This is a genomic window from Rhizobium vallis (assembly GCF_003985155.1).
GTDB classification, from domain to species: domain Bacteria; phylum Pseudomonadota; class Alphaproteobacteria; order Rhizobiales; family Rhizobiaceae; genus Rhizobium; species Rhizobium vallis.
Genome location: NZ_ML133693.1, coordinates 19573 through 35320, shown reverse-complemented (window position 1 = coordinate 35320; position 15748 = coordinate 19573). Strand labels below are relative to the sequence as shown.

At 62.2% G+C, this 15748-nt stretch carries 13 protein-coding genes; 4 read left to right on the top strand and 9 right to left on the bottom strand.

Features of this window, described 5'->3' with window-relative positions:
* Positions 1 to 16: 16 nt before the first annotated feature.
* The 6 genes from EFQ99_RS21530 to EFQ99_RS21505 form a co-directional block, all read right to left on the bottom strand.
* Entirely contained in the window at positions 17 to 1087 is a 1071-nt protein-coding gene (locus EFQ99_RS21530) for an ABC transporter ATP-binding protein (RefSeq protein WP_126923253.1), read from the bottom strand.
* Positions 1084 to 1911, bottom strand: a complete 828-nt coding sequence (locus EFQ99_RS21525) for a carbohydrate ABC transporter permease (RefSeq protein WP_126923252.1) — start codon at positions 1909 to 1911, stop codon at positions 1084 to 1086. Before EFQ99_RS21525 ends, EFQ99_RS21530 begins: the two co-directional genes overlap by 4 nt.
* A complete protein-coding gene (locus EFQ99_RS21520) occupies positions 1908 to 2810 on the bottom strand; it encodes a carbohydrate ABC transporter permease (protein ID WP_126923251.1) in 903 nt (300 codons plus the stop codon). The genes EFQ99_RS21525 and EFQ99_RS21520 overlap by 4 nt, the downstream gene beginning before the upstream one ends.
* Before the next feature lie 179 nt (positions 2811 to 2989).
* Positions 2990 to 4222 carry an ABC transporter substrate-binding protein gene (locus tag EFQ99_RS21515; protein WP_126923250.1) on the bottom strand — a complete coding sequence of 411 codons (1233 nt, stop codon included), beginning with the start codon at positions 4220 to 4222 and terminating at the stop codon, positions 2990 to 2992.
* 62 nt (positions 4223 to 4284) lie between these two features.
* Positions 4285 to 5187, bottom strand: coding sequence for a sugar phosphate isomerase/epimerase family protein (locus EFQ99_RS21510; protein WP_126923249.1), 903 nt, complete (start codon positions 5185 to 5187; stop codon positions 4285 to 4287).
* Positions 5188 to 5198: 11 nt separating this feature from the next.
* The gene (locus EFQ99_RS21505; protein WP_126923248.1) at positions 5199 to 6233 is read right to left on the bottom strand and encodes a Gfo/Idh/MocA family protein; all 1035 of its coding nucleotides are present in this window, start codon (positions 6231 to 6233) and stop codon (positions 5199 to 5201) included.
* A 135-nt stretch (positions 6234 to 6368) separates the two neighbouring features.
* On the opposite strand from EFQ99_RS21505, the gene EFQ99_RS21500 reads away from it, so the two are divergent.
* Positions 6369 to 7463: a substrate-binding domain-containing protein gene (locus tag EFQ99_RS21500; RefSeq protein WP_126923247.1), complete on the top strand. Its 1095-nt coding sequence runs from the start codon at positions 6369 to 6371 to the stop codon at positions 7461 to 7463.
* Between the two features lie 73 nt (positions 7464 to 7536).
* Here the strand turns inward: EFQ99_RS21500 and EFQ99_RS21495 are convergent, their stop codons facing one another.
* Positions 7537 to 8865, bottom strand: coding sequence for an LLM class flavin-dependent oxidoreductase (locus EFQ99_RS21495; RefSeq protein ID WP_126923246.1), 1329 nt, complete (start codon positions 8863 to 8865; stop codon positions 7537 to 7539).
* Positions 8866 to 9187: 322 nt separating this feature from the next.
* Between EFQ99_RS21495 and EFQ99_RS21485 the strand changes: the two genes are divergently transcribed.
* Complete coding sequence (locus EFQ99_RS21485) at positions 9188 to 10405, top strand: SfnB family sulfur acquisition oxidoreductase (protein ID WP_126923244.1); 1218 nt, start codon at positions 9188 to 9190, stop codon at positions 10403 to 10405.
* 229 nt (positions 10406 to 10634) lie between these two features.
* Here EFQ99_RS21485 and EFQ99_RS21480 read toward each other — a convergent pair whose 3' ends face one another.
* Both EFQ99_RS21480 and EFQ99_RS21475 read right to left on the bottom strand, forming a co-directional pair.
* Positions 10635 to 11843 carry an acyl-CoA dehydrogenase family protein gene (locus EFQ99_RS21480; RefSeq protein WP_126923243.1) on the bottom strand — a complete coding sequence of 403 codons (1209 nt, stop codon included), beginning with the start codon at positions 11841 to 11843 and terminating at the stop codon, positions 10635 to 10637.
* A 79-nt stretch (positions 11844 to 11922) separates the two neighbouring features.
* Positions 11923 to 12969: a substrate-binding domain-containing protein gene (locus EFQ99_RS21475; protein ID WP_126923242.1), complete on the bottom strand. Its 1047-nt coding sequence runs from the start codon at positions 12967 to 12969 to the stop codon at positions 11923 to 11925.
* 233 nt (positions 12970 to 13202) lie between these two features.
* On the opposite strand from EFQ99_RS21475, the gene EFQ99_RS21470 reads away from it, so the two are divergent.
* Both EFQ99_RS21470 and EFQ99_RS21465 read left to right on the top strand, forming a co-directional pair.
* Positions 13203 to 14687, top strand: coding sequence for a sugar ABC transporter ATP-binding protein (locus tag EFQ99_RS21470; RefSeq protein ID WP_126923241.1), 1485 nt, complete (start codon positions 13203 to 13205; stop codon positions 14685 to 14687).
* On the top strand, positions 14684 to 15745 hold the full coding sequence (locus tag EFQ99_RS21465; RefSeq protein ID WP_126923240.1) for an ABC transporter permease: 1062 nt from the start codon (positions 14684 to 14686) through the stop codon (positions 15743 to 15745). The genes EFQ99_RS21470 and EFQ99_RS21465 overlap by 4 nt, the downstream gene beginning before the upstream one ends.
* Positions 15746 to 15748: the final 3 nt, after the last annotated feature.

The window sequence follows — 15748 nt, the reverse complement described above, 5'->3', positions numbered from 1 at the left end:
CCCTGCCCAGCGGGTGTTATATCAGTCGCTCGGTCGATGCGTCAAAGAGATGGACGTGGGTCGGATCGACCGAAAGTCCGATTGTGTCTCCCGTCTTGACCCTGTCGCGCCGTGTCTCGACGATCGTCAGTTCCGGCTGGGTTTCGGCGACGATGAAGGTCGACGAGCCGGTCGATTCGATGAAGGCGATCGGCACGTCGAAGCTGCCGTGGCCGGGTGCCACGACCTCGATATGCTCCGGCCGGATACCCGCGATAAGCTTGCGTCCCGGCTCGACGGCGCGGGCTATCGCAAGCGTCTGCTTCACCGGGCCGAAATCCAGGATCAAGCTCTTGCCGTCCTCCCCGGTGATCGCGGGAATGAAATTCATCGCAGGCGAACCGATGAAACCCGCAACGAAGCGGTTTGCCGGCCGGTCGTAGAGATCAAGCGGCGCGCCCTGCTGTTCGATGATGCCGTCGCGCATCACCACCACGTGGTCGGCCATCGTCATCGCTTCGACCTGGTCATGCGTGACGTAGACGAAGGTTGCGTTCAGCCGGTCGTGCAGCGCCCGGATTTCCTTGCGCATGTGAACACGCAGCGCCGCGTCGAGGTTGGAGAGCGGCTCGTCGAACAGGAAGGCCTTGGGATGGCGGATGATGGCGCGGCTCATGGCGACGCGCTGGCGCTGGCCGCCGGAAAGCTCGCGCGGGTAGCGCTTCAGGAGATGCGAGAGACCTGTCGTCGCCGCCACGTCCTCGGCCGCCTTTTTGGCTTCCGCTTTGGCGGTGCCGCGGATGCGCAGGCTGTAGGTCAGGTTCTCCTCGACCGTCATATGAGGATAGAGCGCATAGGACTGGAAGACCATGGCGACGTCGCGCTTGCGCGGCGGCACACCGTTCATCAGCTCGCCGGCGATTTTGAGATCGCCAGTCGAGATGCTTTCGAGGCCGGCGAGCGAGCGCAGCAGCGTGGACTTGCCGCAACCCGACGGGCCGACGAGCGCGACGAAGGTGCCCTTGGCGATCGAAAGGTCGATATTCTTCAGGGCATGGAAGGCGCCGTAGTATTTGTTGACGCCTCTGAGCTCGATCTGCGTGGTCATTTGAGGGCTCCAGAGGTGAGGCCGGATACGATGCGGCGCTGCAAGAGAACGAAGATGGCAAGGATCGGCGTCACATACATCGTGGCGTAGGCCATGATGTTGTTCCACTCGTTGGTGTTCGGCCCCATGAAGGAGTTGAGGCCGACGCTTGCCGGCTGAAGCTCGGCCGCCTGGATCATCGACTTGGAATAGACGAATTCGCCGAAGGCCTGCATGAAGATCAGGATGGCGCTGACGAGAATGCCGTTGCGGGCGAGCGGCAGCACGATGTTGAAGAAGGCGCCGACGCGCGAATTGCCGTCGACGAGGGCCGCCTCCTCCAGTTCCTGGGGAACGCTCATGAAAGTGGCGCGCACCAGGACGACGAAGAAGGGCATGCTCTTTGCCGCAATCGCGATCATGACGGCAAGGCGCGGATAAGAAAGCATGCCGATCTGCGAGAAACCGACGAAGATCGGCGTGATCATCAGCGAGGCAGGGAGAACCTGCAGCATCAGGATCAGGAACAGGCCGATATCCACCCAAACGTTGCGGTATCTGGCGAGCACATAGGCGCAGCCGATGCCGAGCAGAGCGATGAGCGCCATGGAGCCGAGAGCGATGACCAGCGAATTCCAGAGATAGCGGCCCATGTCGCGGGTTTCCCAGACATAGGCATAGGTGCTCCATTGGGGTGCTGCCGGCCAGAAGCTCGGCGGCGTGGCGAACATCTCCGAGCCGCTTTTCAGCGCCGTGATGTACATCCAGTAGAGTGGAAAGAGATAGATCGCCGCCATGACGATCGATATTGCGAGCATCAGGCGGTCGCGGTTCGTCGTATTCATCCGCGCACCTCGTGGCGTGTGGACCGGACATAGACGACGGACGCGAACATAACGAAGACGATCATGATGACGGAGATCGTCGCGCCCTTGGCGAAGTCATATTGCCGGAAGGAGAGATCCCAAGCCCAGTATTGTGTGACGTTCGACGAATTGTTCGGTCCGCCCGAAGTGATCGCGGCAAAAAGGTCGAACTGCTGCAGGGTGAAGATCAGACCGAGCGAGACAATGGCGCCGATGGTCGAACGCATCATCGGCAGCGTGATCGTCCAGAAACGCTGCCAGACATTGGCGCCGTCGAGTTCGGCCGCTTCGTAGAGATCGGCCGGGATGCCGGCGAGACCGACGGACAGCAGGATCATGTTGAATGAGGTGCCGAGCCAGATATTGGCGATGATGACGGCATAAAGCGAATAATGCGGGTCCGAGCGCCAGAAGATGTTGGCGGAGATGACGTCGCTTTCCTTCAGGATGAAGTTCAGCACGCCGAAATCGCCCGAGAGAATCCAGTTCCAGATGGCGCCGACGACGAGGCCGGGCATGATCCAGGAGACAAGAAACAGACCGCGCATCCACGAAGCGCCGGGAAAATTGACCCAGAAGAACAGCGCCAGGCCGAAGCCGATCAGGAACTGGCCGGCGATGGAGCCGACGACGAAGATGACGGTGTTATAGAGGATCGGCAGCGTTTCCGGCTGCGCGAAGAGGTCGGTGTAATTCTTGAAGCCGACGAAGGGGCGCGAGAAGGTGCCGAGGCTGAACATGTCGACCTCCTGGAAGCTCATCACCACATTGTAGATGAGCGGCAGACCCGCCATCAGGAACAGAAAGCCTAGGGGAAATGCGACCAGCACGATATCGAAACCGCGGCCGTCCCTGACGCTCGTCAGGATCCTCTTCATGAGTCCTCCGATGCTCCGAACGGGGCCGCCTGGCGCATGATGCGGAAGACGGCCCCTGCCGGGAGGAAATGGTTAGAATTTTTCTTCTCCCCGTGCGGGGAGAAGAGGGAGAAAGTGGCGACCCCGGCCCTGCGCTTGCGCTTCGGGCGTTCGTCGCTTCGGCTACGCCGAACCGCTCCTCACCCTAGCACAGCCTTGATCTTGTCCGCGGCCTGGTCGAGCGCGTCCTTCGGGCTCATCTGGCCGGTCAGCGCCGCCTGGATGGCGTCCTGGATCGCCTTGGAGATCTTCGGCCACTGCGGATGCGGGCCGCGGGGCTTGGCGTATTTCAGCTGTTCGAGGAAGACCTTGAGGGCGGCATCCTTCAGCGGCTGGCCGGTCTCGGGGATCGAGATGTCGGAACGAGCCGGAAGCTGGCCGAAGTTCTTGAACATCTTGTCGTCCTGCGAGGCGAAATATTCGAGCGCCTTGAAGGCTTCGGCCGGATGTTTGCTCGAGGCGAAGATCGCCCAGTTGAAGTCGCCCATGGCCGAGGAGCGTTCAGCCCCTTCCTTCGGGATCGGAAGCAGGGTGACACCCCAGTCGAATTTCGCTTCCTGCAGCATGCGGTCGAGTTCCCACGGACCCGAGATCACCATTGCCGCATTGCCTGAGTTGAAGGTGCCTGTGGAATCCCACTGGCCGCGGGTCAGCGTATCGGGAGACGCGAGCTTATCGTCGATGATCGTCTTCCAGATCCCGAGCGCCTTCACCGCGCCGTCGGCATTGATGTGTTCGTAGCTGCCGCCGCCCATCTGGGCCCATGGGAGGAACTGGAAGGTGCCCTCCTCGTTGGCCTTGGCCGAAAAGGCAAGGCCATAGACGTTCTTGGCGGGATCGGTGAGCTTGCGCGCATCTTCGACAAGTTCGTCCCAGGTCTGTGGCGGCTTGCTCGGATCGAGGCCCTTCGCCTTGAACATGTCCTTGTTGTAGTAGAGGGCGATGGTGTTCGTTGCCTTCGGCACACCGAAATATTTGCCGTCCCACTCGACCGACTTCAGCGGTCCGGGAAAGTAGTTTTCGGGCTTGATGACCTTCGAGTTCTTGATCATGTCGGTGAGATCAAGGAAGGCGCCGCGCGAGGAAAACAACGCGTGCTCGGGATTGTCGACGGCAATGATGTCAGGCGCCTGGCCGGTGGCATAGGCGCGCATTGCTTCGGTGACCACGTCATCGAACTGGATCACACGATATTCGATGGTGATGCCGTTATGCTGGTCATTGAATTGCTTGACCAGGGTCGGCGCCGGCTGGGTGTCCTTGTCAAGCGACCAGAGCGTCAGCTTGACGTCTTCCGCCTTGGCGGACAGGCCGAAGAGCGAGACGCCTGCGAGCGCCAGAGCGCCGAGAATTGCATATTTGCGGATAGCCATGGTTCTCCTCCTTTGTGGTTATCCCGTGGGCCGGCAATTCCTCCTTGCCGGCCACGATCTCATCAGACCGGATCGACGACGAATTCGCCACCCCGGGCATGCTTAAGATGGTTCAACGCGTAGACCTGGCCGGTCATTTCGAGTTCGTCGCGATAGACCGGGTCGTGCCAGCCTTCGATGTCGATCGAGCCCGACCAGCCGGCAAGGCGCAGTTCGGAAATGATGTCGGTCCAGTTGCTGTCGCCGAAGCCCGGCGTGCGCATGAAGACGAACTTCTCCTTGCCGAAGATGCCGTGCTCCTTGATGACTTCCCAGCGGATGGTCGCGTCCTTGCCATGCACGTGGAAGATCTTGTGCGCCCATTTGCGGATCTGCGGCAGAGGGTCGATCAGATAGACCATCTGATGGCAGGGTTCCCATTCCAGCCCGATATGGTCATCCGGCGTCTCATTGAAGATCAGTTCCCAGGCATCGGGATTGTGCGCGATGTTCCAGTCGCCGCTTGCCCAGTTGCCGTCCATGGCGCAATTCTCGAAGGCGATCCTGACGCCCTTGTCGGCGGCGCGTTTGGCGAGTTCGCTCCAGATCTCTCTGTAGCGCGGCAGGCTGTCGGTCAGCGGCTTGCCGCGGATGCGGCCGGTGAAGCCGGCGACACAGGTGGCGCCGAAGTGATGGGCATTATCGATGCAATCCTTCCAGCCCTGCAACGTCTCCAGGTCGATTGCGTCCTCTTCCAGCGGGTTGCCGAACATGCCGAGCGTCGAAATGGTGATGTCGCGGTCGCCGATTGTATCGAGGCAACGCTTGCCGAGTTCGGCGAGGTTTTGGCCCTTCGTCGTCTGCCAGAAGAAGGGTTCGAAGCTCTCGAAGCCGAGATCGGCAATCTGACCGATGCGCGCGGCGGCATCGCCCTTGTTGCCGCTGACCATGGTGCCGATGCGAATGGATTTTGCAGGGTTGCTCACGTCACTTCATCCTATGCTGAAATTTCGATACGCCGGCCGCTCTTGGCGCTTTCGATCGCGCCGAAGACCATGGCGAGGCTTCGGATATTGTCGGAATTGACGGTCTCGGGCTGTTTGCCGGTGCGGATCGCCGTGACGAAATCGGCAATGACGCTGGCGTGGCCGTGGGTTTCCTCGTCATGTTCCGGACCGGGAACGTTTACGGAAGCAGCGCCGCGCATAAGGCCGGGCTCTTCGCCGGCAACAGTCGCTTTGAAGCTCTCCTCGCCGTCCCAGGTGAGCATCCCCTTGGAGCCGACAAGCCGCCACTGGCTTTCCCAGCTGGTGCGCTCGCCCTCGGCGCACCATGAGCCGCGATAGGTGAAGACGATGTCGTCGGAAAATTCGAAGATGGCATTGGCCGAGGCGCCGTGTCTGTACCAGGAACCCTTCGGATTGCGCTCGACGCAATAGACGGCGAGCGGCTTCTTATCCGCGACGTAGCGCGCCGCATCGAAGGTGTGGATCGCCATGTCGAGAAGAAGCACATTGTCCATCTCCTCGCGAAAACCGCCGAAATGCGGCGCGAGGAAGAAGTCGCAATGGATGCCGGTGAGTTCGCCGATCGCTCCGCTCTCGACGAAACGGCGAAGGCGCCGGACGCCCGATATGAAGCGGCGGTTCTGGATGACGGCGTGAATACGGCCGGTCTCTGCCGCGAGATCGATCAGCGCGGCGCCCTCGGCAAGCGAAGCGGCCATCGGCTTTTCGCTGAGCACGTGGCAGTCGGCCTTCAGCGCCGTCGAGACGACATCATAACGAGCGGACGGGATGACGATGTCGAAGACAAGATCGGCCTTCGTCGCAGCGATGACCTCGGAGAGGTCGGAACCAATGACGGCGCCCTCGAGACCAAACTCGGCGGCGAGCTTTTCCGCCGTCTCCCGGTTCAGGTCGACGAGGCCGACGATAGCGATGGATTCGGCCAGGAGCGGGTTGGACGCAATGGCGCGTAACCAACCTTTGGACATAGCTCCGCACCCGCACAGAATGGCTCTGAATTTCACGATTTCCTCCGAAGGAATGGCGCCAACTCTCCTAGTGACACGCATTCCGTAAACGTTTACGAATGTAGGCGAAAATATTTTGCGATGTCAATAGAGGTTAATGCGAAAGTGCGGACCGGAGGAAAATCGCCAGCAATGAAAGGGATTCGTCGGCTTGCCGAATACCTGGATATTTCGATCGGCACGGTCTCCCGCGCGCTGAACGGCAAGCCTGATGTGAACGGCGAAACCCGCCGGCGCGTGCTGGCGGCGGCCGAGGAACTTGGCTATGTTGCCAACCAATCGGGACGAAGCCTCCGACAGGGCGAGACGAAGGTCATTGGGTTGATGATCGAATCCAGCAAGGAGACGGTCGAAAATGCCGACAACTTCTTCCTCGGCGTCACCAGCGGCCTGCAGAGTGTCTTCGCCCGCCACAACCTTGACCTGATCATGCTGCCCTGCCCGAGCGACGAGGACCCGCACGAATATCTGAAGCGCATGGTGGCGCGGCGTATCGTCGATGCGATGATCATCTCGGACACGCAGCGCATCGACCGGCGCATCGATTTTCTGTCGCGGGCAAAGATCCCTTTTGTCGCGCTCGGCCGCAGCCTTTCGGCCAGCAGTTTTCCATGGATCGATCTCGATTTCGAAGGCGTGGCCGCCCATGCCGTCGAGCGGCTGATCGCGCTTGGCCATCGCCGGATCGCCATCACTGCGCCTTCGAGCGAGGCCAATCTCGGCTATCTCTTTATCGAAAGCTATCGCCGTGCGCTTGAGCGGCACAATATAGCCTTCGACCCGTCACTCGTCATCCGCGTCAGGTCGAGCGAACATGGCGGTTACCAGGCAGCCCATGAATTGCTGCTGCTCGAAGAGCGGCCGACGGCGGTAATCCTGATCTACGAGCTGATGGCCATCGGCCTTTACCGCCGCCTGATGGAATCGGGCGTCATGCCCGGCCGCGATCTTGCGGTGATCGGTTTCCGCGACGCTCCGCGCGCACGGTTCCTGCAGCCCTCGCTCAGCTGCTTCCGCATCTCGCTCTACGATCTCGGCGTCGAACTCGGCCAGATGCTTCTCGCCACCATGCCGGCCTATCAAGAATTCTATCCAGGCGACGGCCGCAACATCGTCTGGCCTCTCGAACTGATGCCGGGCGAGAGCGATGCGTTCGAGGTCGGGGCGGACGAAAAGGAGTTCGAGCCCGAGCGGTTGAGTTTCGGCGACCGGACCGTCGAGTTCTGATGGCAGCCCTTGTCGATGCGATTATCGTTGCCGCCGCGCGGATCTGAGTGGCGGTAGCCATGCCTCGTTTACCTCAGGCGAAAAACCGGTTCTCCGGCCGCGGAAGTCCGAGATGCTCACGCAGCGTCGTTCCCTCATATTCGCTGCGGAACAGGCCGCGACGCTGAAGCTCGGGGACCAGCCGTTCGGTGACGTCCGTTAGACCCTGCGGCAGATAGGGGAATACGACGTTGAAGCCGTCGGAGCCTTCCTCATCAAGCCAGCGTTCCATTTCGTCGGCGATGCTGGCCGGCGTGCCGACGAAGGCGAGGCCGGCATAGCCACCGTAGCGCTGTGCGAGCTGGCGCACGGTCAGGTTCTCCTCGGCTGCAAGCTTCAGCACCTGCGCCCGGCCTGTCTTGCTGGCATTGGTATCGGGAATATCGGCCGGCAGCGGGGCGTCTGGATCGAAGCCAGAAGCGTCATGACCGAGCGCGATCGAAAGCGAGGCGATGGCGCTGTCGTAATGCACCAGGCTGTCGAGCGTGGCGCGTTTGGCGCGCGCCTCCTCGATGCTATCACCGACGATGACGAAGGCGGCGGGCAGGATTTTCAAATGGTCGCGGTTGCGGCCGATCACTTCCATGCGGCCCTTGATATCGGCATAGAGCGCCTTGCCGGCGGCAAGGTCGCGCGGGGAACAGAAGACCATCTCGGCGGTTTCCGCCGCGAGCTGGCGGCCAGGATCGGACTGACCGGCCTGGACGATGACGGGCCAGCCCTGCGGCGGGCGGGCGATATTGAGCGGCCCACGCACGCTGAGCTCTTCGCCCTTGTGACCAAGCACATGCATCTTCTCGGGATCGAAGAACAGGCCGCTTTCCCGGTCGCGGATAAAGGCGTCGTCGGCAAAGCTGTCCCAGAGCCCGGTCACGACATCGTAGAATTCCCTGGCGCGATGGTAGCGCTCGCCGTGTTCCACATGTTCGTCGAGGCCGAAATTGAGCGCGGCGTCGGGATTTGACGTCGTGACGATGTTCCAGCCGGCGCGGCCGCCGCTGATATGATCGAGCGAAGCGAAACGCCGGGCGATGTGATAGGGCTCGTCGAAGGTGGTGGAGGCGGTGGCGACGAGGCCGATACGCTCCGTCACCGCCGCCAGTGCGGAGAGCAGCGTGAATGGCTCGAAGGAGGTCACGGTGTGGCTGCGCCTGAGCGCCTCGACCGGCATGTTGAGCACGGCCAGGTGATCGGCCATGAAGAAGGCGTCGAATTTCGCCCGTTCCAGCGCCTGCGCGAAGGACTTCAGATGGGCAAAATTGAAATTGGCGTCGGGGAAGGAACCGGGATAGCGCCACGCGCCGGTATGCAGGCTGACGGGACGCATGAAGGCGCCGAGGCGCAACTGCCGTGAACGGGTCATGATTTTCCTCATGGATCGGGCTAGGTGGCCGCCTGCCCCACATTGGGCGTTCTGTCTGGAGCCGCTGCGGCGACGCATCGGATATCGGTTACGTAGGAGGTCGGTGAAATCAAATCGAGGCCGGCTATCGTAATTTCCGGCAGGAATTTCATTGCTTTTCCGACCCGCATTTTCGCACAAACGCCAGATCGAAAGCCTAATCGCGATCGTTGGAGGCTGATAAGCAAACACTTTTCGTTTTCGATGACATCTATAGAATTTGTGCTCTTATCTCGGCGCTCGATTTCTTTCACCGATAGGATCGTCAGAAGTGGAGACAACGATGAATACCGTGCTCAGGCAAGCAGATCAGATTCGGCCCGTGGCCGCCCGTATCGGCAGCGACGAGGAGGCGATCGCAACCGCCCGCAGACTGGCAGCGCAATTCGCCGCGCGCGCCGCTGAGCGCGACGCCGACCGGATCCTGCCTTTCGCCGAACTCGATCTTCTCGCACAGTCCGGCCTTCTAGCGATCACCGTGCCCTCGCAATATGGCGGGCTCGACGTTTCGAACGCCGTGCTTGCCGAGATTACCGCGATCCTCGCCGAGGCGGATGGTTCGATCGGCCAGATCCCGCAGAACCATTTCTATATTCTCGAAGCGCTGAGGACCGATGGCAGCGAGGAGCAGCAACGCTATTTCTTCGGCCGGGTGCTGGCCGGCGACCGCTTCGGCAATGCGCTTTCCGAACGCGGCACGAAGACGGTCGGCCACTACAACACCCGCATCACCCGCGACGGGCCGGGCTACCGGATCAACGGTCGCAAATTCTATTCCACAGGCGTGCTCTTCGCCGACTGGGTCACCATCTTCGCGCTCGATCCGGAGGACCGGCTGACCATGGCCTTCGTGCCGAAGGGCACCGAAGGCATCGAGATCGTCGACGATTGGGACGGCTTCGGCCAGCGCACCACCGGCAGCGGCACGACGATCCTCGACAACGTCTATGTCAGCGCCGATTCCGTGGTCTTCCACCACAAGGGTTTCGAGCGGCCGACGACGATCGGCTCCGTCGGCCAGATCATCCATGCTGGCGTCGATCTCGGCATCGCCAGGGCGGCCTTTGCCGAAACGCTTGAGTTCGTCAGGACGAAATCGCGCCCCTGGATGGACAGTGGCCTCGACCGCGCGTCTGACGACCCGCTGACCATTGCCAAGGTTGGACAGATCGCCATCCGGCTGGAAGCCGCAACCGCTCTCGTGGAGCGCGCCGGTCACAAGGTCGATGCTGCGCAGGTCGAAACGACGGACGAAAAGGTGATCGCGGCCACGCTTGCGGTCGCCGCCGCCAAAGTGCTGACGACCGAGGTGGCGATCGAAGCGGCGAATACGCTATTCGAGCTTGCCGGAACCTCGTCGGTGCAGGTCGGGCTCAATCTCGACCGCCATTGGCGCAATGCCCGCACCCATACGCTCCACGATCCCGTTCGCTGGAAATACCACGTGGTCGGCAACTACCATCTGAACGGCGTAACGCCGCCCAAGAACGGCGCGCTCTGAAATTTCTGCCGCTTCTCTGATAAACCACGACAAAACCCGCAACGTCATCCTCGGCCTTGTGCCGAGGATCTGTGCAGGCCCAATTAAATATCTGAAAATAATAGTTTGTCGCCAGGAAATTGCCGTGGTTAGATGCTCGGCACAAGGCCGAGCATGACGGACGAGAGGTTGTCGACAAACTGACCTACCGCGGGCGGTGGAGTTTTGCTTTCGGTGATGATCGTCGGCCTCAGCTATAGAGGCTGACCTCCGGTATCTTGTCGTTCAGCACGAATTCGCCGACTTCCTTAGCCTTGTAGAAGACCGGATCGTGCAGGGTATGGGTGCGGACATTGCGCCAGAAACGGTCGAAACGGTATTTGTCGGCTGTCGAGCGCGCCCCCGTCAGCTCGAACACGCGGGAGGTGATGTCGAGTGAGACATGGGTGGAGTGCACCTTGGCGGCATAGGCTTCCGCCGCCGCCTCGCCGCGCTCGCGCGCCGTCACGTCACGCCCGCGGTCAAGCCCCGCCTGCACGGCCGATGCCGCATTGTCGGCAAGGGCTGCCGAGGCTTTCAGCGCGGCGGTGAATTCGCCGACGCGTTCGAGAATATAGGGATCGTCGGCCGCCCGCTCGACACCTGACGTGAGCCACGGCCGGGTGGTGGTTCTGACGTAATCGACGGCTGCCTGCAGCGCGCCTTCGGCGGTGCCGAGATAGAAATTGACGAAGACCAGCTGGATGAATGGCGTGTTGAAGGTCGACAATACCGGCGGCGCTGCGTCGGGCGCAGCAGGTGCACCGACGAAATCCTCCTCGTAGACGGGAAAGTCGTGAAATTCGACGCTCCCGCTGTCGGAGAGGCGCTGGCCGATATTGTCCCAATCGTCATTGGCGACGTAGCCCGGGCGATTGGTCGGAACGGCGAAACCGGCGATCTTGTCGTCGAGCGTCGCATTGGCATTGATATAGTCGGAAACCCGCGCCGCGGTGGAGAAGGACTTGCGCCCGTTCAGCACATAGCCGTTGCCGCGGCGGGTGAGCACCAGCCCCGGATCGCGCGGATTGACTGCCGCACCCCAATAGAGGTTCCTGGCGACGGTATCGCTGCCCAGCGCATGGGCACGTGCGGCATCGAGGGCCCAATAGATGTACTGGCTGTTGACATAGTGGTAGCCGAGCAGCTGGCCGATCGAGCTTTCGCCGCGGGCGAGGATGCGCACCAGCCTCAGTCCGTCGACCCAGTCGAGGCCACCGCCGCCGATCTCGGTGGGATGCAGCGCATTGAGCAGCCCGGCATTCTTCAGCTTGACGATTTCGGCGAGCGGCGGTCGACCTTCGCGGTCGAGGTCTGCCGCGCGCCGGGAAAGGTCAGCCGATATCTCCTTGGCATGGGCAAAGAGGTCTTCTCGCGTCGGATTGCGGCTCACCGCGAAGACGACATTGGACTGGCTCATGGGCGGGACTCCAATTTCTCCAAAAAGATGCTCCGGCGGAAGCCGCACGCTCCCGCCGGAAGGGCCGAGGTGAAAAGCCTTAGAACAGCTTGTCCGGGATCCAGCTCGCGGTCGCCGCATCGCTGGTGCTGAAGGCCGGGATCTTCGCCGCCAGGTCCTCGATCGTCTTGACGCCGGCTGCGCGCAGGCTCTCCTGCGTCAGAAGCGTCGGCTTCACGGTAATCTGATGGGGAACCGTCTGGCCGGCGATTTCGAGCGCTGCGGCACGGATAGAGACGGCGCCGACGACAGCAGGATTGGTCGCCACGGTCGCAACCCATGGGCTGCCTTCCTCGGTGATTTCCTGGATATCGGCCGTGGAGACGTCGGCCGAATAGATCTTGAGCTTTTTGGCGATGCCGAGGTCGTTGGCGGCGAGCTTCACGCCGCGAGCGAATTCGTCATAGGGGGCGAAAACCACTGATATGTCGGGATTGGCGGTCAGCGCGGCCTTTGCCTGGTCGGCGGTCGAGGTCGCCGTCGTGTCGCTGACATTGCCGAAACGGGCCTTTTCGGTGACGCCCTTATTCTCCGACTTGAACTTGTCCCAGACCTCGTTGCGGCGGTCGAGCGGCGCAAAGCCCGCGACATAGACATAACCGGCTTTGAAGTCCTTGCCGTTGTCCTTCACCACCTGCTCGAGAGCGAGCGAAGCAAGCTCGTGGTCGCTCTGCTCGACTTGCGGGATCTTCGGGTTGTTGAGGTTGACGTCGAAGGCGACGACCTTGATGCCCTTGTCGAGTGCCTGCTGCACGACGTCGCCGAGCGATTCCGGCAGGCCGTGGTCGATGACGATGCCGGAGACGCCGAGATTGATCGCCTGCAGGATCTGCTCGCGCTGCTCGGCGGCGTCCTGCCGTCCTGGGAAGACGCGCAGGTCGATATCCAGTGCCTTGGCCTGGGCTTCGGCGCCCGCCTGGTAGGCCTGGAAGAAATCGCCGGCCGAGATGTAGCTGATCAGCGCAACCTTGACGCCGCCCTTATCGAAGGGGGCCGGAGCGCCGGACAGACCGTCGGCTTTTGCGCCTTGAATGAAAATGAACGGAATGACGGCGGCAGACAGTGCGAGCCGTTCGAGGGATTTCATCGTCGCGTTCCTTCTAGCAATCGGAAGCGTCGTCTGACAGGTTGAGAGCCCTCGCGACGCGTCGAATTATTAGATATAATCTCTATGTTTTTAGTAGGGTAAATGATCCGAATTTACGGACCGCGGGAGATTCTTTGTTTCCCGAGGGCAGTTCCCGAAGGAAAGGCGTGCCTGGAATTCGACCGCCCGGGCAGGGCACACTCCGGCTTCGAATGCAGTCCCGGACATGATCGATGCCGCTTCTTCACATTGACAACATCACCCGCAGTTTCGGGTCGACGCGGGCGCTGGCCGGTGCTGATCTTTCGATCGAGCGCGGCGAGATCGTGGCGCTGATGGGAGCGAACGGCGCAGGCAAATCGACGCTGGTCAAAATCCTTTCCGGGGTGCTTCCGGCCGACGGCGGCGCGATCCAACTGGGTGGCCGCCCCTTTGCGCCGCGCAGCCCGGCCGAGGCGGCAAGGGCCGGCGTCGTCACCGTGCATCAGTCGACGGATCTCGTCGGTGCGGCCGGCCTGAGTGTTGCCGACGCCCTGTTGCTCAACCGCTTCGCCGATCGCGCCACGCCCTTTTTTGTCTCGCGCGCCGGCATCCGCCGCGCCGCGCAGGCAATGCTCGACGCCGCCGGCTTCGGCCTGCCGCTCGACCGTGATTTCGGCGAACTCACCAGCGCTGACCGACAATTGGTGGCGATTGCCCGCGCGCTTGCCAACCGCGCCGATCTCCTCATCCTCGACGAGCCGACGGCGAGCCTTTCCGGAGAGGAAAGCCGCCGCCTTTTCGATATTCTGCTGAGCCTGCGCAAGCGCGGCCTGGCGATCCTTTATATCTCGCACCGCACGGCCGATCTTGAAGCGATCGCCGACCGGGCGCTCGTCATGCGCGGCGGCCGCGTGGTCGGCACCTTCTCGCGGCCGATCGATTTTTCGAGCGCCATCGAGACGATGATCGGCCGCAGACTGGATGCCGCCCGGCCGGATGCGCGGCCGGCGACCGGGCCGGCGATTTTCGAGATGCGCGATATCAGCCTGCTCCCTCAAGCTGAGCCCTTCGATCTGTCGCTGCACGAGGGTGAGGTGGTTGCGGTAACAGGCGTGCTCGGCGCCGGCAAGAGCCGGTTGCTCCAGGCGATCTTCGGCGTGACCGCGCTAAGCGGTGGCGCGATGTTTCTCGACGGCCGGCCTTACCGGCCGAAAAGTGCGGCCGAAGCGATTGCGGCAGGTGTCGCCATGGCGGCCGAGGACCGTCATCGTTCCTCGCTGATGCCGCCGGCATGGCCCGGCCATTCGCTGTCGGCGACGATCAGCCTGCCGCATCTTGGCAAATGGTATCCCAGTGGTTTCCTCGTCGGCGGGCGAGAACGACGCGAGGCCGAACAGGCAATCGCCCGTCTCGGCATCAAGGCCACCGGTCCGCTCGCCTCGGTCTGGTCGCTCTCCGGCGGCAACCAGCAGAAGGCGGTGATCGCCCGATGGGAGGCGGAGCCGAGCCGGCTGCTGCTGCTCGACGAACCCTTCCAGGGCGTCGATGTCGGCGCCCGTCACGACATCATCCGGGCAATCCGCGCCCACACCGACCGGGCGACGCTGATCGCGACCTCCGATCCGGAAGAGGCCTATGAAGTGGCCGACCGCATCCTCGTCATCGACCACCACGTGTTGAGGCCCGCGGCGGACGGATCCGCGCTTGCCTCCGCAATCCAGGGAATATCCGCATGACCACGATTGACGACAACACTCTTCCACAGGCAAGCGTCCGGCCAAAGACATTGCCGCAATCGGGCGGCAGCCGCCTCGCCGCCCTTGGAGCCTTCCTTCGGGCGGGTGCGGTGTTCATCCTGCTTGCGGCTCTCGTCGTCGGTTTCACCATTGCCGAGCCCGCCTTCATCAATATTGCCAATCTGATGAGCATCCTGCAGGCGGTCTCGGTCGTCGCCATCCTCGGCGCCGGCGTCACCGTCACGCTGGCCGTCGGCGGTTTCGACCTGTCGATTGGCGCGGTCGCCGCATCGAGCGTGATGGCGGCGAGTTATGCGATGATCGTCTGGGGCTTCGATGCCTATGCGACGGTGCCGCTGGTGCTCGCCTTCGGCGCTTTGATCGGGCTCGTCAATGCCTTCCTGATCGTGCGCCTGAAGGTTCCGGATCTCCTGGCGACACTGGCGATGATGTTCCTGCTTTCCGGTCTGCAGCTGATACCCACAGCCGGCCGCTCGATCTCGGCGGGTCTCACCTTGCCTGACGGTTCGAAGGCGACCGGCGCCTACGACCCGGCTTTCCTGCTGATCGGCCGCTACAGCATCCTCGGCACCCTGCCCGTCTCCGTGGTGCTGATGGTCGCTGTCGCCGTTTTTCTTTTCATCCTCACCGAGCGCACCCGCATCGGCCGGCTGCTGTTTGCGACCGGCGGCAACGAGGTCGCCACCCGGCTCGCCGGTGCCTCGACCGTCAGGTTGAAGACGCTCGCCTATGTCCTGTCAGGCACGCTGGCATCGCTCGGTGGCATCGTGATTGCCGCCCGCGTCGGGCGTGGCGACGTCTCCTCCGGCGGTTCGCTGCTGATGGATTCGGTTGCGGCCGCATTGATCGGCTTCGCCGTCCTCAATCTCAGGCGTCCCAACGTGCTCGGCACCGTTGCCGGTGCCGTCTTTGTCGGCGTGCTCTTGAACGGGCTCACCATGCTGAATGCCCCCTACTACACCCAGGATTTCGTCAAGGGCGCCGTGCTCGTCGGAGCACTGGCGCTGACCTACGGCCTCGGCCGCAGCAATCCCTAATTC